The 17211-nt window shown below is 64.5% G+C and carries 17 protein-coding genes; 10 read left to right on the top strand and 7 right to left on the bottom strand.

Going from position 1 to position 17211, the window contains the following annotated elements:
- Nucleotides 1–29 precede the first annotated feature (29 nt).
- Complete coding sequence (locus tag KY496_RS12120; RefSeq protein WP_219864898.1) at nt 30–863, top strand: 3',5'-nucleoside bisphosphate phosphatase; 834 nt, start codon at nt 30–32, stop codon at nt 861–863.
- Nucleotides 864–955: 92 nt separating this feature from the next.
- Here the strand turns inward: KY496_RS12120 and KY496_RS12115 are convergent, their stop codons facing one another.
- Together KY496_RS12115 and KY496_RS12110 are read right to left on the bottom strand one after the other, a co-directional pair.
- A complete protein-coding gene (locus KY496_RS12115) occupies nt 956–2887 on the bottom strand; it encodes a RiPP maturation radical SAM C-methyltransferase (protein ID WP_219864897.1) in 1932 nt (643 codons plus the stop codon).
- Between the two features lie 3 nt (nt 2888–2890).
- Nucleotides 2891–3349 carry a hypothetical protein gene (locus tag KY496_RS12110; RefSeq protein ID WP_005662786.1) on the bottom strand — a complete coding sequence of 153 codons (459 nt, stop codon included), beginning with the start codon at nt 3347–3349 and terminating at the stop codon, nt 2891–2893.
- Between the two features lie 282 nt (nt 3350–3631).
- On the opposite strand from KY496_RS12110, the gene KY496_RS12105 reads away from it, so the two are divergent.
- The 8 genes from KY496_RS12105 to bamC all read left to right on the top strand — a co-directional run bounded on the left by KY496_RS12105 (nt 3632) and on the right by bamC (nt 10298).
- The gene (locus KY496_RS12105; RefSeq protein WP_005662784.1) at nt 3632–4063 is read left to right on the top strand and encodes a hypothetical protein; all 432 of its coding nucleotides are present in this window, start codon (nt 3632–3634) and stop codon (nt 4061–4063) included.
- Between the two features lies 1 nt (nt 4064).
- On the top strand, nt 4065–5177 hold the full coding sequence (locus KY496_RS12100; protein WP_219864896.1) for a PHB depolymerase family esterase: 1113 nt from the start codon (nt 4065–4067) through the stop codon (nt 5175–5177).
- 104 nt (nt 5178–5281) lie between these two features.
- Nucleotides 5282–6157, top strand: a complete 876-nt coding sequence (gene htpX / locus KY496_RS12095) for a protease HtpX (protein ID WP_005662780.1) — start codon at nt 5282–5284, stop codon at nt 6155–6157.
- Between the two features lie 18 nt (nt 6158–6175).
- Nucleotides 6176–6799: an L-threonylcarbamoyladenylate synthase gene (locus tag KY496_RS12090; RefSeq protein WP_005662778.1), complete on the top strand. Its 624-nt coding sequence runs from the start codon at nt 6176–6178 to the stop codon at nt 6797–6799.
- A 63-nt stretch (nt 6800–6862) separates the two neighbouring features.
- Nucleotides 6863–7516, top strand: a complete 654-nt coding sequence (locus KY496_RS12085) for a site-2 protease family protein (protein WP_071361793.1) — start codon at nt 6863–6865, stop codon at nt 7514–7516.
- A gap of 31 nt (nt 7517–7547) precedes the next feature.
- Nucleotides 7548–8117, top strand: a complete 570-nt coding sequence (locus tag KY496_RS12080; RefSeq protein WP_229520536.1) for a bifunctional 2-polyprenyl-6-hydroxyphenol methylase/3-demethylubiquinol 3-O-methyltransferase UbiG — start codon at nt 7548–7550, stop codon at nt 8115–8117.
- Nucleotides 8118–8170: 53 nt separating this feature from the next.
- Nucleotides 8171–9049 (top strand): 4-hydroxy-tetrahydrodipicolinate synthase, encoded by an 879-nt coding sequence (dapA, locus tag KY496_RS12075; protein ID WP_219864894.1) that lies wholly within the window; start codon nt 8171–8173, stop codon nt 9047–9049.
- Nucleotides 9050–9095: 46 nt separating this feature from the next.
- On the top strand, nt 9096–10298 hold the full coding sequence (gene bamC / locus KY496_RS12070) for an outer membrane protein assembly factor BamC (RefSeq protein ID WP_005662770.1): 1203 nt from the start codon (nt 9096–9098) through the stop codon (nt 10296–10298).
- 136 nt (nt 10299–10434) lie between these two features.
- Here bamC and KY496_RS12065 read toward each other — a convergent pair whose 3' ends face one another.
- The 3 genes from KY496_RS12065 to KY496_RS12055 all read right to left on the bottom strand — a co-directional run bounded on the left by KY496_RS12065 (nt 10435) and on the right by KY496_RS12055 (nt 12621).
- A complete protein-coding gene (locus KY496_RS12065) occupies nt 10435–10713 on the bottom strand; it encodes a hypothetical protein (RefSeq protein WP_081589823.1) in 279 nt (92 codons plus the stop codon).
- Between the two features lie 292 nt (nt 10714–11005).
- The gene (locus KY496_RS12060; RefSeq protein WP_184239260.1) at nt 11006–11485 is read right to left on the bottom strand and encodes a hypothetical protein; all 480 of its coding nucleotides are present in this window, start codon (nt 11483–11485) and stop codon (nt 11006–11008) included.
- A 14-nt stretch (nt 11486–11499) separates the two neighbouring features.
- Nucleotides 11500–12621, bottom strand: coding sequence for a cupin domain-containing protein (locus KY496_RS12055; protein ID WP_219864893.1), 1122 nt, complete (start codon nt 12619–12621; stop codon nt 11500–11502).
- Nucleotides 12622–12698: 77 nt separating this feature from the next.
- Here KY496_RS12055 and KY496_RS12050 point away from each other — a divergent pair, with 77 nt between their 5' ends.
- A complete protein-coding gene (locus KY496_RS12050) occupies nt 12699–13232 on the top strand; it encodes a peptidylprolyl isomerase (protein WP_005662765.1) in 534 nt (177 codons plus the stop codon).
- Between the two features lie 46 nt (nt 13233–13278).
- Here the strand turns inward: KY496_RS12050 and KY496_RS12045 are convergent, their stop codons facing one another.
- Nucleotides 13279–14235 carry a hypothetical protein gene (locus KY496_RS12045; protein ID WP_184239262.1) on the bottom strand — a complete coding sequence of 319 codons (957 nt, stop codon included), beginning with the start codon at nt 14233–14235 and terminating at the stop codon, nt 13279–13281.
- The gene (mutS, locus tag KY496_RS12040) at nt 14235–16868 is read right to left on the bottom strand and encodes a DNA mismatch repair protein MutS (RefSeq protein WP_219865104.1); all 2634 of its coding nucleotides are present in this window, start codon (nt 16866–16868) and stop codon (nt 14235–14237) included. The genes KY496_RS12045 and mutS overlap by 1 nt, the downstream gene beginning before the upstream one ends.
- Nucleotides 16869–17211: the final 343 nt, after the last annotated feature.

The following is a 17211-nucleotide window of genomic DNA, read 5'->3' as shown; positions in this document are numbered from 1 at the left end:
TGTGTCGTTCCAGATACCTCATTTGCCCCATGCTGAAAGTCGACCTCCACTGCCATTCCACCGTCTCCGACGGCGTACTCGCTCCTTCCGACGTGGCGGCTTATGCGCGCAAGGGCGGGGTCGACGTGTGGGCGCTCACTGACCACGACGAGGTCGGCGGCATCAAGGCCGCGCGCAAGGCGGCGGGTGAGCTGGGCATGCGCTTCGTGGCCGGGGTCGAGATATCGGTCACCTGGGCCAACGAGACCGTGCACGTGGTGGGCCTGCAGGTCGACGAAGACAATCCAGCCCTGATCGCCGGCCTGGCCGCGACCCGCAATGGCCGCGAAAAGCGCGCGCGCGAGATGGCGGCCCAGCTGGAGCAGGCCGGCATTCCCGGCGCCTACGAGGGCGCGCTGCGCTACGTCGCCAATCCCGACCTGATGTCGCGCACCCATTTCGCGCGCTTCCTGTGCGAGATCGGCGTGTGCGACACCACTTCCGAAGTATTCCGCCGCTTCCTGACCGAAGGCCGGCCCGGCTATGTGCCGCACCGCTGGGCCACCCTGAGCGAGGCGATGGGCTGGATCCGCGGCGCCGGCGGCATTCCCGTGATCGCGCATCCGGGGCGTTACAAATTCAGCGCCACCGCCGAAGGCGTGCTGTTCGACGAGTTCCGCCAGCTGGGCGGCAAGACCATCGAAGTGGTCACCGGCAGCCACACGCCGGACCAGTACCAGACCTATGCCGAGGTAGCGCGGCGCTACGGCTTTTTGGCATCGCGCGGGACGGACTTCCATGCGCCGGGCGAGGCGCGGGTCGAGTTTGCCGAGCTGCCGCCTTTGCCGTCTGGCGTGACGCCGGTGTGGCACGACTGGTTCTGAAAGCCCCCGCACGCACCGTACCGTCAGGAAATGAAACAGGCATCTTCGCCTGGTGCGGCGGCACGGGCGCTGGCATGAACCGGTAGCGCCGGCTAACAGTAGTTCGCAGTCCAGCTCTTTGGCCAGTTGCTCGCGATATGGCGCTGCCAGACTTCTTCGGGCACCGCCAGGGACAGATAGTGTTCGCCTTCACGCCAGAGCAGGCGATACTCGTCCGCCAGCAACTGGGCGGCAGGCGCGATGGTGTCTCGGTGGAATTCCGGCAATGCCAGTGTGATGGCATCCAGTGTCTGGGTCGCGTCATCGCAGGCCAGCAGCAGGCGCCGCTCGAGGCCGTCGAAACACCGCGTGCATTCGGCGCCGAAGCGGCTGTCGTGCACGGTCAGCGCTTCGCCATCATCGACATAATAAAGATAGACATCCCGGTCGCGATGCTGTGCCTTCCAGTGGTCGACCTGCTCCACCAGCATCCGATAGAGCGTCCCGAGTTCTTGCGGGTATTCGAAGCCGCGGGCGAAATAATAGGCATAGTCGTCCAGCCGAAAGTCGTGTTCTTCCTGGAAGGCTTGGGAAAACATGACGTCATAGCAGCGATGATGGCGCGGCTTGCTCGACAGGCCGAAGCGCGCCGGGTCGGCTTGCAAGGGCGCGAAGCGGGTGACGATCGTTTCGGTGCGGCTGACTGGCGGCGTCAGGTGATAAAGCTTGGGCAATTGACGCAACATGGCGCGATACCACGCCGCCTGCTCGCCGGGCAAACCATACAGGATGTTGTAATTGATCTGAATCCCGTGCCGGTAGCCGGATTTGAGGGTCAGGACGTTGTGAATGCCGCGCACCCCCTTGTCCATCAGCTTGAGCACTTCGGACGAGAACGATTCGATGCCGGGTTGAAGCTCGACGAAGCCCGCTGCCGCGAAACGGCCCAGGCGCTCGTCGCTCTGGTTGGCCTTGATTTCTCCCATCAGGCGCAGCCGGGGGGAGGTCTGCGCCAGCCAATCGAGCATGTCGTGATAGTACTGGCGAGGAAGGATGTAATCCGAGAAACGATAAATGCGATCGCCATAACGTTGGCGCATGGCGTCGAGCATGGCCAGCACCTGCCCGGACGATTTGGCGCGATACCGCAGGCTGTCCTCGTCGATGCCGCAGAAGACGCAGTGCTTGTGCTGGCCCCACCAGCAACCGCGTGACGCCTCCACCGGCAACACCTTGCTGTGGACGGTGATGGATTCTTCGGACCGAAGGGCATCGAGGTCGGCGAACCAGTCGGTGTAGTCGGGCGGCGGATTGCGGTTCAGTTCAGCCGCCAGCCCTTTGGCGGCGGATGGGGGCACGATTCCCGGCCCGGCGCGCACCTGAATGCCGGGAATGCGGGCAAGGTCATCCTTCCCCACCGAAGCCCAGGCCAGGCGCGCGATTTGCGGTTCGCCGTCCCCGCGCGCCACGGCATCGATCCATGGGAAGCTGCGAAGCACGTTATCGCCAGGTATTCCTTCGAGCGCATAGCCACCCAGGATCACGGGCAGGTCGGGGCGCCGCATCTTGAGCAAGCGTGCCAGGGCAACCGAGGCGATGGTCTGGTCGAACATGCAGGTGAACCCCACCAGCGTGGGGTGCAAGGCCAGGATGTCGTCGGCGCACTCGGCCAGGTACTGGGGCATGACGTCGTCGCGCAGCCGGAGACAGAGATGCAGCAGCGCTTCGGTCGAGCGGTAGCGGTCTTGCTGGACCGTCGCCGCATGCACCGCGCAGCGCTCGGCAAGGCATGCGGCTTGCTCGTCGTCCAGTTCGCCGTCGAGTAATCCCGTGAACAGGAACTCATTGATGCCCCAGAACGTGGCCAGCATCGAACACGATTGCGCACTGACATACCGCAGCAATCGCAGGTTCAAGTGGCGAACCCGGCAGGCAATGCCCGCTCTGTCCAGCTCCGCTTTCAATGTCGCCAGGCCCAGGGAGGGCTCGGCGTAGGTAGCCCACGGCAGGCTGGCCAGCACGACCTTCGGCGCCGATGTCTCCATGCCCTACAGTCTCACCAGGCCGCGCTGGTCGATGACGAGTTCTTCCAGCGGATCGATGCCCTTGACGATCACGACGGTCACGGCCACGGCGACGGCCACGACGGCGATGTTCATCACCGTGCTTCCGGGTGGAAGCAATTGGTTGACGGTGACCAGCCGTTCGATGGCTTCTTTGGAAAGCGGCAGTTTCAGTTTCTCGGCCACTTCTTGCGGCGCTTCGAGCAGGCGGTCGATATAGCGGCCGTCTTGCACCACCTTGTTGTAGAAGTCGAGTGCTTCCTGGGCGGTGCCGCGCGAGATGTCGAGGCGGTTGCCCACCAGCTGTTCGGTGTTGACATAGGCCGCTTCGAGCGCGGTCGTGGAACTGATGTATTTGTTCAGTGCCGGCCAGCGTCGGGAAAGTTCTTCACGGGCAAATAGCTGCTGCTTGAAGGCAATGCGATCAGTCGACTTGCAGTCCATGATGAGCCCCCGAAATGACGTGATAAGGAGAGCCTAATGGACCGCTCGACGCACTTCAATACACGCGTATGCAGGAAGGGGACGACCTTGACTCCTCTCACAACGCAGACCTGCTCCCGGAACTTTCGCTCAGTGGAACACAGGCAGTCGCACGCAATGCCGTGCGCACGACGATGTTGCGCCGCCGGCACGCGGATACCGATGCAGCGCCAGGAAAAGCTTGTAAGCCACCATCTATCGGCATAATATACTCCAATTGGAGTATGAGAGGAGTATCAGGGGATGGCAAAGCGCGCACTTTCACAAGCAAGGCTGCCAGACAGCGACAAGGTCACCGTCAATGTCGGCCTGGTCGACCTGGCCCAGGTCGACCTGCTGGTCGACGAAGGCTTTTATTCCAATCGTACCGACCTCGTCCGCGCGGCAATTCGCAACCTGTTGCAGCAACATGCCGATGTGATCCGCCAGGCCGTCGTGCGCAAGCGCTACGTCATGGGCTTGCACCGTTATTCGCTGCGCGAACTCGAGCAGGTCGTGGCTCAGGGGGAGCAGCTTGAAATCAATGTGCTGGGTTTGGCCGTGATCGAAGACGACGTCCCGGTCGAGCTTGCCGTCCAGGCGATCGCCTCGATCCACGTGCTTGGCGCCTTCGTTGCCGCTCCGGCGGTCCGGCAAGCGCTGGCAGACCGCATTTACACCCGTTATGGGAGTTGACATGAAAAACCTCGATCGTTTTATCGGCCAGATGCTGGAATCGGCGCGCCTGGCGCGCGCCAAGGATGTGTCCGGAGCGACCGCCGTGATCCAGCAGGCGCTGGCGCAGGCGGGCCTCGCCACCCCGGAGGCGCACCCGTCGGCCAGCGCGTTTGCGCGCCAGCCGGAATTCGTCGACCTGAACCCGGCGCCCGACTGGAGCCGGCATACGACCGGGCGCTCCGTCCCGCCCCGGCCCGCTGCCCGCCAACCGGCGTCCAGGAAAACGGCGCCCGGCCGCTTCATCGCCGGCAGCCACGGCGGCGAAGCGGGCAGCCGCCGCTACAAGCTGTACATCCCCGCGCAACCGGCAGAGGGCCGCCGGCCGCTGGTCGTCATGCTGCACGGCTGCACCCAGAACCCGGACGACTTCGCGATCGGCACCGGCATGAACGCGCTGGCCGAAGAGTTCGGCTTCCTGGTGCTGTACCCCGAGCAGGACGGCCGCGCCAACCGTTCCCACTGCTGGAACTGGTTCGAGCCGGGCCACCAGGCGCGCGATGCGGGAGAGCCCGGCATCCTTGCCGACATGACGCGCCAGGTGATACGGGAATACGATGCCGAGCCGTCGCAGGTGTTCGTGGCCGGCATGTCGGCCGGCGGCGCGATGGCGGCGGTGCTCGGCGCCGAGTATCCGGAACTGTTCGCCGCGATCGGCGTCCATTCCGGCTTGCCGGCTGGCAGCGCGCGCGACATGATCACGGGCCTGCAGGCGATGAAGAAACCGGGCCGCGCGCGCAGCCTGCGCGAGGCGGTGCCGGTGATCGTCTTCCATGGCGATGCCGACCATGTGGTCGATCCGGGCAACGGCGAAGCGGTGCTGAAGCAATTCGTCGGCGCCCACGCCGGCCTGCGCGCCACGCCGCTGCATGCGAGCGAAACGGCATCCACGCAGGGCGGACGCCGCGCTACCCAGCGCATCTGGCGCGACGAGGAGGGACGGGCGATGGCGGAACACTGGATCTTGCATGGCGCCGGCCACACCTGGGCGGGCGGCGATGCGGCCGGCTCGCACACCGATGCGCTCGGCCCCTGCGCCTCGCGCGAGATGCTGCGCTTCTTCCTGCAAAGATAATGCCCAGGCGCCACGGCCCGGTCCGCTAATGGCTGTGCCCTTGATTTTTCGCTGGTCCAGCCCAATCTTGGCATCCTGTCATGAACTCACTGGAGATGTCTGCCATGAAGCGTGTTGTTCTGTTCCTTGCCACCAACCTTGCCGTCGTGCTGGTGCTGACGCTGGTGATCAATCTGTTCGGCCTGGGCCGAGGTGTCTCGGCGCAGGGCATCAATGTCGGCGAACTGGCCGTGTTGTCGGTGGTGATCGGCTTCACCGGCGCCTTCATCTCGCTCCTGATGAGCAAACCGATGGCCAAGTGGTCGACCGGCGCGCGCGTCATCGAGCAGCCGGCCAACGCCACCGAGCAATGGCTGGTGCAGACCGTGCGCCGCCTGTCCGAGCGCGCCGGCATCGGCATGCCCGAAGTCGCCGTGTATGACGGTGAGCCGAACGCCTTTGCCACCGGCGCGTTTAAAAACTCGGCGCTGGTCGCCGTCTCCACTGGTTTGCTGCAGAGCATGAACCAGGACGAGGTCGAAGCCGTCCTCGGCCACGAGGTGGCCCACATCGCCAACGGCGACATGGTCACCCTGACCCTGATCCAGGGCGTGGTCAACACCTTCGTCGTGTTCCTCGCGCGTGTGGTCGGTTTCTTCGTCGACAAGGTATTGTTCCGCAAGGAGGGCGAGGGCCCCGGCATCGGTTATTACGCGAGTGTGTTCGTGCTCGAGATCCTGTTCGGCCTACTGGCCTCGATCATCGTTGCCTGGTTCTCGCGCCAGCGCGAATTCCGCGCCGACGCCGGCGCCGCCAAACTGATGGGCAGCCCGGTGCCGATGCAGCATGCGCTGGCCCGCCTGGGCGGCTTCGCGCCGGGCGCGCTGCCGAAGACGATGGCGGCGTCGGGCATTTCCGGCAGCGGCGGCGGCTGGGGCGCGCTGTTCTCGACCCACCCGCCGATGGAGCAGCGTATCGCCGCGCTCCAGCAACTGCGCTAATCAATCAAGGACGTTTAGATGGGCCAATATTTCCAGATCCACCCCGAGAATCCCCAGGCCCGCCTGATCAAGCAGGCGGCGCAGATCGTCAGCAGCGGCGGCATCGTCGCCTTGCCGACCGATTCCGCCTATGCGCTGGTTTGCCGCCTGGACGACAAGACGGCGGTCGACAAGCTGCGCCGCATCCGCGGCGTCGACGACAAGCACCACCTGACCCTGCTGGTGCGCGACCTGTCCGAGGTCGCGCAATATGCGCGCGTGGACAACTCACAATATCGCCTGCTCAAGGCCACTATGCCGGGCCCGTACACGGTGATCCTGGAAGCGACGCGCGAACTGCCGCGCCGGCTGTCGCACCCGTCGCGCAAGACCATCGGCCTGCGCGTGCCCGAGAACCGCATCACGCTGGCCCTGCTCGAGGAACTGGGCGAGCCGCTGATCGGCACCACCCTGCAACTGCCGGGCGACGACCATATGCTGTCCGACCCGGAAGAAGTGCGCGAGCGGCTGGAAAAGCAGATCGAGCTGATCATCGACGGCGGCGCCGGCATGCTGGAGGCGACCACCATCATCGACCTGACCGGCCCGGAACCGGAGCTGGTGCGCGAGGGCAGGGGCGATCCGGCGGCCTTCGGCCTGTAAGGTAATGCCGGCTTAAGAATTCCACAGGACAAGTGCGTACCGGCCTCTGATAGAATCCCCCTTATGGATGAAACGATACGTAACATCGCCGTCTACGCGCTGCCCGTCCTTTTTGCGATTACCCTGCACGAAGCCGCCCACGCCTACGCCGCTAAATATTTCGGTGACAACACCGCATATTCCCAAGGCCGCATGAGCCTGAATCCGCTGGTGCACGTCGACATCTGGGGCACCATCGTGATCCCCATCATGATGTATCTGTTCACGCCCTTCGTGTTCGGCTACGCCAAGCCGGTGCCGGTCGAGTTCGGCCGCCTGCGCAATCCGAAGCGCGACATGGCCTGGGTCGCGCTGGCCGGCCCCATCGCCAACCTCATCATGGCCGCGCTGTGGCTGCTGTTCGCGGCGCTGCTGGTGTTCTTCGGCGTCAGCGAGGCGTTTCCGCGCCGCATGGCCGAAGCCGGCATCCTCACGAACCTGTTGATCATGGCCTTCAACCTGCTGCCGATCCCGCCGCTGGACGGCGGCCGGGTGTTGACCAGCATGCTGCCCAACAGCCTGGCCTGGAAATTCGCCCGCATCGAGCCCTACGGCTTCTTCATCGTGCTGGGCCTGGTGTTCCTGCAACTGGTGGGCTACTGGGTGGTGCCGGTGATGCAGCTGGGCCGCTGGATCGTGGACCTGATGGTCCTGCCGTTCACCTTCGTGCTGTTCTGACGCCATGCCAGTCGACGCGCCACGCGTGAACATGCAGACTCTGCCGCCGTCGCCGTGGGTGGAGCGCTTCATTTCCCTGGCGCCGCCGGGCGAGGCGCTCGACCTGGCTTGCGGCAATGGCCGTCACACGCGCCTCTTGGCGGCACGCGGCCTGCAGGTGCTGGCGCTGGACCTCAAGCCCGAGGCGCTGGCCGCCAGCGCCGGCCACAACGTCACGACCATGGCCTATGACCTCGAGGCCGAGGGTTCGCCCTGGCCCTTCGAGGCGGGACGTTTCTCGGCGATCGTGGTCACCAATTACCTGCACCGGCCCTTGTTCGCGCAGCTCGCGGCCAGCCTGCGGCCGGACGGCATCCTGATCTACGAAACCTTTGCGCAAGGCAACCAGATCTACGGCAAGCCATCGAATCCCGCCTTCCTGCTGGCGCCCGGCGAGTTGCTGGGGCTGGCGCAAGACGGTGGATTGCAGGTGCTGGCCTACGAGGATGGCCATGTGGAACGGCCGCATCCGGCCCAGGTGCAGCGCCTGTGCGCGGGCGGCCCGGCTTTTGCCAAAACCGAGGCCCGGCTCGACCATATTGTGGTCAGGAATGAACCATAGCGGCGGGCTATCCGCTACAATCAGATTTTTTATTGAATGGCACGGCCAAGATTATGATTAAGGGCAGTATCGTAGCACTCGTCACTCCGATGTTCGAAGACGGCAGTCTTGGCCGCGATTCCTTGCGCAAGCTGATCGACTGGCACGTCGCGGAAGGCACGGACGCGATCGTCATCGTGGGCACGACGGGCGAATCCGCCACCGTGTCGCCGGAAGAGCATTGCGAACTCGTCAAGCTGGCCGTCGATCACGTCGCCGGCCGCATCCCGGTCATCGCAGGCACCGGCGGCAACTCGACCGCGGAAGCGATCGCGCTGACCCGCCATGCGAAGGAATGCGGCGCCGACGCCTCGCTGCAGGTCGTTCCCTATTACAACCGTCCGACGCAAGAGGGCATGTACCGCCATTTCCGCGCCATCGCGGAAAGCGTGGACCTGCCGATCATCCTGTACAACGTGCCGGGCCGTACCGTGGCCGACATGGCCAACGAGACCGTCGCGCGCCTGGCGCCGATCGAGAACATCGTCGGCATCAAGGACGCCACCGGCAATATCGGCCGCGGCATCGAGCTGCTCAAGATGGTCGACAAATCGTTCGCCGTCTATTCGGGCGATGATCCGAGCGCGATGACCCTGATGTTCTGCGGCGGCGCCGGCAATATCTCGGTGACGGCCAACGTCGCCCCGCGCGCGATGCATGAGCTGTGCGTGGCGGCGATGGCCGGCGACGTCGCCCGTGCGGTCGAGATCAACAACCGCGTGCTCGGCCTGCACGGCAAGCTGTTCGTCGAACCGAACCCGGTGCCGGTAAAGTGGGCGCTGGCCGAAATGGGCAAGATGCCGGCCGGCCTGCGCCTGCCGCTCGCGCCGCTGTCCGCCCAGTACCACGAGACCGTGCGCGCCGCCCTGGTGGAAGCCGGCGTTCATTCCTAATCCCGGGCCCGCAAGGGTTCGGGTTCCTGACCTGATATCGAACGACATGACTAAAAGCAAGTACTCGGGATTCAACTCCGCGCGTTCCAACTTCTCGCCCCTGGTTTCCGCTCCTGCTGCCGCGCGCGTGCTGACGCTGACCGCGCTCGCTTTCAGCCTGGCGGCCTGCACCACCATCTTCGAAGGCGACAAGGTCGACTACAAGGGCGCCAAGAAAGCCGCGCCGCTGGACGTGCCGCCCGATCTGACCAAGCTGCAGCGCGACAACCGCTACGCCATCCCTGACGGCCGTGGCGTCGCCACCGCATCCGGCCAGGCGGCCGCTGCCGCCGGCACGGGCGGCGGCTTCGTGCCTGGCGCCGTGGCGAGCAACCAGCAGATCGGCCCGATCTCGACCGACGCCGTCAGCGTGCAGCGCAACGGCGACCAGCGCTGGCTGGTGGTCAAGCAGACCCCGGAACAACTGTGGCCGCAGCTGCGCCAGTTCTGGGAAGAGCAGGGCTTCGCCATCGAGACCGAGTCGTCCACGACCGGCACCATGGAAACCGCCTGGGTCGAGAACCGTTCGAAGATCCCGCAAGACTTCATCCGTAACGCCATCGGCCGCGTGTTCGACCGCGCCTACTCGACTGGCGAGCGCGACAAGTTCCGCACCCGCCTCGAGCGCCTGCCGGACGGCTCGACCGAGGTCTGGGTCAGCCACCGCGGCGCCGAGGAAGTCTTGACCGGCCCGCAGAACGAAACCACCACCTGGACTTCGCGCCCGAACGATCCGGGTCTGGAATCGCAATTCCTGGGCCGCATGGTCGCGATGCTGACCGGCAGCAAGGAAGTCGCGACGGCCGAAGCGACGGTCGCCAACGCACCGGTGGCGCCGCAGCACGCCAAGCTGGTGGGTGACACGGTCGAGGTCGACGAAGGCTTCGACCGCGCCTGGCGCCGCGTCGGCCTGGCGCTGGATCGCGTCGGCTTCACCGTCGAAGACCGCGATCGCGTGCAGGGCATCTACTTCGTGCGCTACGTCGATCCGGACGCGGCCGAGCAGAAGGAAGGCTTCTTCAAGCGCCTGTTCTCGTGGGGCGGCAAGTCGGAAGACGAGCTCAAGGAAGCCCAGCGCTACCGCGTGCTGGTCAAGACCGAGCAGGGCGCCAACGTCAGCAAGGTCACGGTGCAGAACAACGAAGGCCAGGCAGATACCTCGCCGACCGCGGGCAAGATCCTGAACCTGCTGCATACCGAGCTGAAGTAACCTTCCCCTCGTGCATGAAAAAACCGGCCTGCGTGGCCGGTTTTTTCATGGGGCGACCTGATATCGCCCCCGTCGTGATATCGACAGGCGAAAAAAAACCGGTCCGCAGACCGGTTCTTCTTACCGAAGTAACGAATTACTTGGTGGTAGCAGCAGCGTCAGCAGCCTGGTCAGCCGAGGTCTGAGCAGCAGCAGCAGCGTCGGTTGCGGTGGTTGCAGCAGCAGCAGCGTCAGCGGCAGCAGCGTCAGCAGCAGCTGGTGCGGTTGCGTCAGCAGCTGGGGTTGCGGTTGCGTCAGCTGGTGCAGCAGCTGCTGGGGTTTCGGTAGCAGCTGGTGCGACTGGCGCTTCTTCTTTCTTAGCGCAAGCAGCCAGGGTCACAGCGAACAGGGAGGCGATCAGCAGGGTTTTTTTCATGATTTTTCCTTAGTATTTACAAGAGTCGAACACTTGTTGCGATTAATAATTACCGGTAATTATTTCTCTGTGGAATTCTCGTGCCTTCACAAATAGCGTTAACGCCATAGACGCAACGGAACCTTCCTGATTGATATTATAGACAATTTTACTGTTTCGCAATAGCGAACACATGCCGTAGCGAAAGAAATTTGCGGGCGAATAAGCTTCATATTGTTACAAGATGCAACGTGGCTAAGAAACACGGCAATATGTAACTATGTGGCGTTTTTCAGTCAGCGATTGAGGCTGCTCATAAGCCAGTAGTGGACGTTTGCAATACGAGATGTGACTCTTGCCAGATCGCCTCGAAGCGGTGTTGAGACAGTTCGCAGGCGGCAGGATGGGCGAAGGCCGCTTCGCCACGCATGTGGTCGCTGTGGAAGCGGCGTACGATGTGCCGCTCATCGCCGATACAGAAGGAATCGGTGAGCTGGCGCAGGCTGCGTGGCGTTTGCCGGCACTCGCACAGGTGGCTGTAGTCGCGCAGCAAGCGCAAGAAGCGCGGATAGTGGAGCTCGACGTGGGAGGGATCGTGCAGCGCCAGGCGCAGCCGGCCGCCGCGGGCAAGAAAGGCCCGCAGCGCGGTATCGGTCCTGGTGCTGCCGAGTGGAAAGACCGCGGCATCCGGATCGACAACGACCAGGGTGGCCTGTGCCGCTTCGATGCAAGCGAGAAAGTGCGTCTCGCAGTCGAGACGGGTGTCGAAGGCAATCGTGCGTGGTTCGCTCACCGACACCTCGTCCTTCAGCCCAGCTCGACCCAGCCGTCCTGATACCAGGTGTACAGGGCTTCGAGCACGTCGTCGGTGGCCTTGTCCAGCACGGCGCCATCAATGCGGCGCTCGTTGGCCAGCACGTCCAGCACCACCTTGTCGGCGCGGCCGACGGCGAACGATTCGCCGTTGATGAAGACATGCTTGCCGCGGTACAGCATCAGGGACTTGCTGGACAGCTTGATGCCGCGCTTGGCGGCGCTTTCCATGAAGCGGCCCACGGTCAGCGGTTTCGCCGGGCCGGTGAAGAACACATTATGCTTCGGCTCGGACATGGTTTCGCCCAGGAAGACGGTCACGTCTTCCTGGTCCCAGCGCACCTTGCTCAATTCTTCGGTGACGGTGTCGAGCATATCGCGCGGAATCTCGGCCGGGTTCTTGGCCGGTTTCAATTCCGGATCGCCATAACGGCCAGGCAAATCGATGGAATCGGCCATGAATTGCAGGAAGGCTTCGCCCAGTTCCTGGAACGAAGGCGAGCGGAAACCGATCGAATACGTCATGCATTCGCCTTCGGCAATGCCGTCGTGGGCATAATGCGGCGGCAGGTACAGCATATCGCCCGGCTCGAGCACGAATTCTTCTTCGGGCTTGAAATTGGCCAGGATCTTGAGCGGCAAGCCTTCGACCAGGGTCAGGTCTTGCTGCGAACCGATCTTCCAGCGGCGCTTGCCGTGGGCCTGCAGAAGGAATACGTCATACGAGTCATAGTGGGGACCGACGCCGGCGCCGTCGGTGGCGAAGCTGACCATCAGGTCGTCCAGGCGGGCATCGGGCACGAAGCGGAACTGGCGCAGCAGCTCGTCGGCGCGCTCGTCGTAGAGGTTCACGCCCTGGACCAGCATCGTCCAGTTCGGTTCGGTGCGCGCAGGGAGCTCGGCCAGGGGACCGTGCTGCATGTCCCAGTTGCCGCCCTTCTGGGTGACCAGGCGCGATTCGACGTGATTCTGGCGCGCCATCTCGGCCAGTTTTTCGAATTTGAGCAGGGGCTTGAAGCCGGGGATGGCGCCACGGATCAGAAGCGGTTTCTTGTGCCAATAATCGCGCAGAAACTCGGCGGGAGTGATATTCCCGAGAAGCGGTAATTTTTTCATGCGTCATTATAACCAGCCGGACAAGGTGGGGAACCCATCGGGGGTATAATCGGCCCCTTACAACGAAAGGATGTGCGATGAAGATTGCCAAAGACACGGTCGTGACGGTTAACTACAAGCTGTCGGATGCCCAGAACAACCTGATCGAAGAAGGCGTGCAGCCGATGGTTTACCTGCACGGCGGCTACGAAAACACCCTGCCAAAGATCGAAGAAGAGCTCGACGGCAAGGAAGTCGGCTATTCGTCGACGATCCAGGTGGAACCGGACGATGCGTTTGGCGACTATGAGCCAGAGCTGGTCAAGGTCGAAGACCGCGCGCGCCTGCCGGAGCCGATCGAAGTCGGCATGCAGTTCGAAGGCGTGGCCGAAGGCGGCGACGACGAGCCGGTGATCTTCACCGTGACCGAGATCGCCGAAGACAAGGTGGTCCTGGACGGCAACCACCCGCTGGCCGGCATGGCGCTGCGCTTCGAGCTGTCGGTGATCGACGTGCGCGCGGCCACCGCCGAGGAAATCCAGCACGGACACGTGCATGGCGCGGGCGGTCATCATCACGAGATGGATGACAGCGAAGAAGGCGACCACTTCCGTAGCCAGCCGCTGCAGTAATCACGGATACGTTCGCGGTCCCTGCGTCATGCGGGGCCGCGGATGCTCATTGCTTCGCGTCTTCGACCGCGAACGTCGCTTCTTTTCCGAACTTCACGTTCACCTCGACCGCCTTCGTCCCCACCGACAGCTGTCCCAGGTTGTCCTTCCACTCGATCCCGGGTTTCTTGCCGTGCGGCGTGCCGCTGTCGACCAGTAGCACCTTGCCCTCGAACTTGACCGCACGCGCTTGCACCTGGCGTCGCACCGCCTCGAACCCGTCCTTCTCCACCGGATCGCGCCGCAGCAGGCCGCGTAGTCCCGCCGGCTGGTCCAGATAGAACGGTCGCACCGCGCCTTCCGAAAACAGCACCAGCGCCTCGGCCTTGTCGCTGCGCGCGATCGCGAACAGGCGGTTCAGCCAGAAGCGGTTGGCGACCGTCCGGTCTTCGTACTCGCTGTTGCGGCCGGCCGCCTCCAGGTAGTGGTTATTGTTGGCCGGGAGATTGATGGTGGCGTACAGCACCTTGCCCACCTTCCAGTGCGCATTCTCGGCATAGCTGCGAAAACGCGGGCTGGCCGACAACTGGGTGAGGTGGATCTTTACGCGGCCCAGCGACTCCGGCTCGCCGTGGAACAGTTCGCGCAGGCGATTGAGACGCTCGATCGCATTGGTGCGGTTGGCCGAGTTGCGGCAGGCGGTCCAGTCGCTGCCGGCCAGCGACACGATGGTCGGCCGCCGGGCGCGCTCGATGATGTCGCGCCGCTGCTGATACAGCCGGTCGCCGCAGCTTTCCTTCTCGCCCTTGATGCCGTTGATGACGACGAAGGCCAGCGATTTTTCGGACGAATCGGCCAGCGCCTGTTTCAGGCGCGCCTCGCCGTCGTCGTCGCCTTGGCTGCCTGCGCTGTTGCCGATCACCGCGAACCGGTGCGCACCGTCGTCCACCTTGTCCCTGGCGCCGGCGAGCGACGTGAAGGACAGGAGGGCTGCCAGCAGCAGTGATCGGCGCCGTGCTTGCATCAGGCGGCGAGGCGCTTGAGCTCGTAGAGACGTTCGAGCGCTTCGCGCGGCGTGAGCGCGTCCGGATCGATCGCGTCGAGCGCGTCGCGCAGGCCGTCGTCTTGTGGTTCCGCCGCAAGCGCCGGCGCCGGCGCCTCGCCGATCTCTTCCTCGGCAACTGGCGCCGCGAACAGGTCGAGCTGCGGCGTCGCATCCAGCGCCTGCGCTTCGAGGCGCGCCAGGTGCTTGCGCGCGGCCTTGATCACCGGTTGCGGCACGCCCGCCAGCTGCGCCACCTGCAGGCCGTAGCTCTGCGAGGCGGGGCCGTCCTGCACCGCGTGCAGGAACACGATGCTGTCCTTGTGCTCGACCGCCGACAGGTGCACGTTGGCGGCGCTCGGATAGGTCTCGGGCAGCTGGGTCAGCTCGAAGTAGTGGGTCGCGAACAGCGTGAAGCTGCGGCTGGTGTCGATCAGGTGGCGCGCGATCGCCCAGGCCAGCGCCAGGCCGTCGAAGGTCGAGGTGCCGCGGCCGACTTCGTCCATCAGCACCAGCGAGTGCTCGGTGGCGCCGTTCAGGATCGCGGCCGATTCGGTCATCTCGACCATGAAGGTCGAGCGGCCGTTGGCCAGGTCGTCGCTGGCGCCGATGCGGGTGAAGATGCGGTCGATCGGGCCGATCGTGGCACTGGTGGCCGGCACGTAGCTGCCGACGTAGGCCAGCAGGGTGATCAGGGCCACCTGGCGCATGAAGGTCGATTTACCGCCCATGTTCGGGCCGGTGATCAACAGCAGGCGCCTGTCGTTGGACAGCTTGCAGTCGTTGGCGATGAAGCGCTCGATCTGGTTTTCCACCACCGGATGGCGGCCTTCGACGATGGTGAGGCACGGCGCGTCGCTCAGGACCGGCGCGCACCAGTTATGGCGCAGCGCGTGGCTCGACAGGGCCACCAGCACGTCGACCTGGGCCAGCGCGCGCGCGATGGTCTGCAAGCAGCCGATGTGCGGCGCCAGGTCGCCAAGCAGCTGGTCGTACAGGATTTTTTCGCGCGCCAGCGCGCGGTCTTGCGCCGACAGGGCCTTGTCTTCGAAGGCCTTCAGTTCGGGCGTGATGTAGCGTTCGCAGTTCTTGAGGGTCTGGCGGCGGCGGTAGTCGTCCGGCACCTTGTCGGCCTGGCCGTTGGTGACTTCGATGTAGAAGCCGTGCACCTTGTTGTACTCGACCCGCAGGTTGGCGATGCCGGTGCGGGCGCGCTCGCGCGTTTCGAGGTCGACCAGGAACTGGCCGGCGTTCTCGGACAGCGCGCGCAGTTCATCGAGTTCGGCGTCGAAGCCGCGCGCGAACACGCCGCCGTCGCGCACCATCGCGGCGGGTTCCTCCATCACGGCCCGCGTGAGCAGGTCGACGCATTCGCCCGGCGTGGCCAGGTCGTCGTGGATCTCGCGCAGCAGGCAAGTGTCGCCTGGGACGAAGCAGCGCGCCACCTGTTCGCGCACCACCGGCAGGGCTTTCAGTCCATCTCGCAGGGCGGCCAGGTCGCGCGGGCGCGCGGTGAGCAGCGCCACGCGCGTCGTGATGCGTTCGATGTCCGGCACCTGGGCCAGGGTCGACGACAGCGCATCAATGGCCTCGGCCTGGATCAGCGCTGCGATCGACTGGTGGCGGCTGCGCGCCACGGATTGGTCGCGGCGCGCATGGTGCAGCCAGTGGCGCAGCAGGCGCGAGCCCATCGCGGTGCGGCAGCCGTCCAGCAGCGAGAACAGCGTCGGCGACTCCTGGCCGCGGATGGTCTCGGTGAGTTCCAGGTTGCGGCGGGTGGCGGCGTCCAGGCCGATGTATTCATTCTCGGTTTCGCAGGCGAGGCCGCGCACGTGCTGCAGGCCGCGGCCTTGCGTCGATTGCGCATAGCGCAGCAGCGCGCCGGCCGCGCCGAAGGCGGCGCCCATGCCGTCGGCGCCGAAGCCGGTGAGGGTGGCCACGCCCAGTTGCTCGAGCAGGGCGCCGTGGCCCTTGAGCACGTCGAAATGCCATTCGGGCACACGCTGGAGGTGGGCATTGGAACCATCAGTCTCGAACATGTCGGCGCAATCGGCGCGCAGGATCTCGGCCGGCGAGATGCGTTCGAGTTCGTGCGCCAGGCGCTGTTCGACGGCGCGCGCGTCGCCCGAGAATTCCATCAGGCGCAGGTTGCCGCTGGCGAGCGACAGCCAGGCGAGACCTGCGGTGACCGTCTTGCGCTGGTTGATCAGGCACAGCGCCAGCAGCGGGCGTTCGGCCTTTTCGGGCAGCAGGTCGGAATCGGTGAGGGTGCCGGGAGTGACCACGCGCACCACCTTGCGCTCGACAGGGCCCTTCGACAGGGCCGGGTCGCCGATCTGCTCGCAGATGGCGCAGGATTCGCCCAGCTTGACCAGCTTGGCCAGGTAGCCGTCCAGCGAATGGAAGGGCACGCCGGCCATCTTGATCGGCTGGTCGCCCGACTTGCCGCGCGCGGTGAGGGTGATGCCCAGCACGCGCGAGGCTTTCTCGGCGTCGTCGAAGAACAGCTCGTAGAAGTCGCCCATGCGGTAGAACACCAGCATGGTCGGATAATTTGCCTTGATGCTCATGTATTGCTGCATCATGGGAGTGACTTTCACCGATCCATTTTCCATGCCCTTGAATGACTCCGCTTTCACTGCTTTCCCCTTAAAATCAACAACTTGAACCTCATCCAGCCCGCCCCGGCTCCGCGATTTGCCGCGCAGTCCCGCAAAGTCCCGCACGTTTTCTTCTCAAAAAGGCGCGCTATGAGGGGACCGCGGGGGCCAGCTTCGCGCTACAATGAGCATTCCAGTCCCCCGAAGATTGGCTGACTTCAAATCCCAGTGAAATCAACCACTTGCTTCGGTTTCTCAGTCCCCCTTGGAGCAAATCCAAGACGGTGGATTATACGACAAACGAGCCAGTCCCCCGGTTAGAATTACCAGCCCGGGCGACTTTTGACCCGCGGTCCCC

The organism is Massilia sp. NP310 (assembly GCF_019443485.1).
Classification (GTDB): Bacteria; Pseudomonadota; Gammaproteobacteria; order Burkholderiales; family Burkholderiaceae_D; genus Telluria; species Telluria timonae.
The sequence above is the reverse complement of the archived record's forward strand: the minus strand, read 5'-3'. Positions and strand labels throughout refer to the sequence as shown.

Bases quoted from the DNA above. Each gene is read 5' to 3' on its own strand.
- KY496_RS12120 (WP_219864898.1), top strand. From the start codon at position 30: ATGCTGAAAGTCGACCTCCACTGCCATTCCACCGTCTCCGACGGCGTA.
- KY496_RS12115 (WP_219864897.1), bottom strand. From the start codon at position 2,887: ATGGAGACATCGGCGCCGAAGGTCGTGCTGGCCAGCCTGCCGTGGGCT.
- KY496_RS12110 (WP_005662786.1), bottom strand. From the start codon at position 3,349: ATGGACTGCAAGTCGACTGATCGCATTGCCTTCAAGCAGCAGCTATTT.
- KY496_RS12105 (WP_005662784.1), top strand. From the start codon at position 3,632: ATGGCAAAGCGCGCACTTTCACAAGCAAGGCTGCCAGACAGCGACAAG.
- KY496_RS12100 (WP_219864896.1), top strand. From the start codon at position 4,065: ATGAAAAACCTCGATCGTTTTATCGGCCAGATGCTGGAATCGGCGCGC.
- htpX (WP_005662780.1), top strand. From the start codon at position 5,282: ATGAAGCGTGTTGTTCTGTTCCTTGCCACCAACCTTGCCGTCGTGCTG.
- KY496_RS12090 (WP_005662778.1), top strand. From the start codon at position 6,176: ATGGGCCAATATTTCCAGATCCACCCCGAGAATCCCCAGGCCCGCCTG.
- KY496_RS12085 (WP_071361793.1), top strand. From the start codon at position 6,863: ATGGATGAAACGATACGTAACATCGCCGTCTACGCGCTGCCCGTCCTT.
- KY496_RS12080 (WP_229520536.1), top strand. From the start codon at position 7,548: ATGCAGACTCTGCCGCCGTCGCCGTGGGTGGAGCGCTTCATTTCCCTG.
- dapA (WP_219864894.1), top strand. From the start codon at position 8,171: ATGATTAAGGGCAGTATCGTAGCACTCGTCACTCCGATGTTCGAAGAC.
- bamC (WP_005662770.1), top strand. From the start codon at position 9,096: ATGACTAAAAGCAAGTACTCGGGATTCAACTCCGCGCGTTCCAACTTC.
- KY496_RS12065 (WP_081589823.1), bottom strand. From the start codon at position 10,713: ATGAAAAAAACCCTGCTGATCGCCTCCCTGTTCGCTGTGACCCTGGCT.
- KY496_RS12055 (WP_219864893.1), bottom strand. From the start codon at position 12,621: ATGAAAAAATTACCGCTTCTCGGGAATATCACTCCCGCCGAGTTTCTG.
- KY496_RS12050 (WP_005662765.1), top strand. From the start codon at position 12,699: ATGAAGATTGCCAAAGACACGGTCGTGACGGTTAACTACAAGCTGTCG.
- KY496_RS12045 (WP_184239262.1), bottom strand. From the start codon at position 14,235: ATGCAAGCACGGCGCCGATCACTGCTGCTGGCAGCCCTCCTGTCCTTC.
- mutS (WP_219865104.1), bottom strand. From the start codon at position 16,868: ATGGAAAATGGATCGGTGAAAGTCACTCCCATGATGCAGCAATACATG.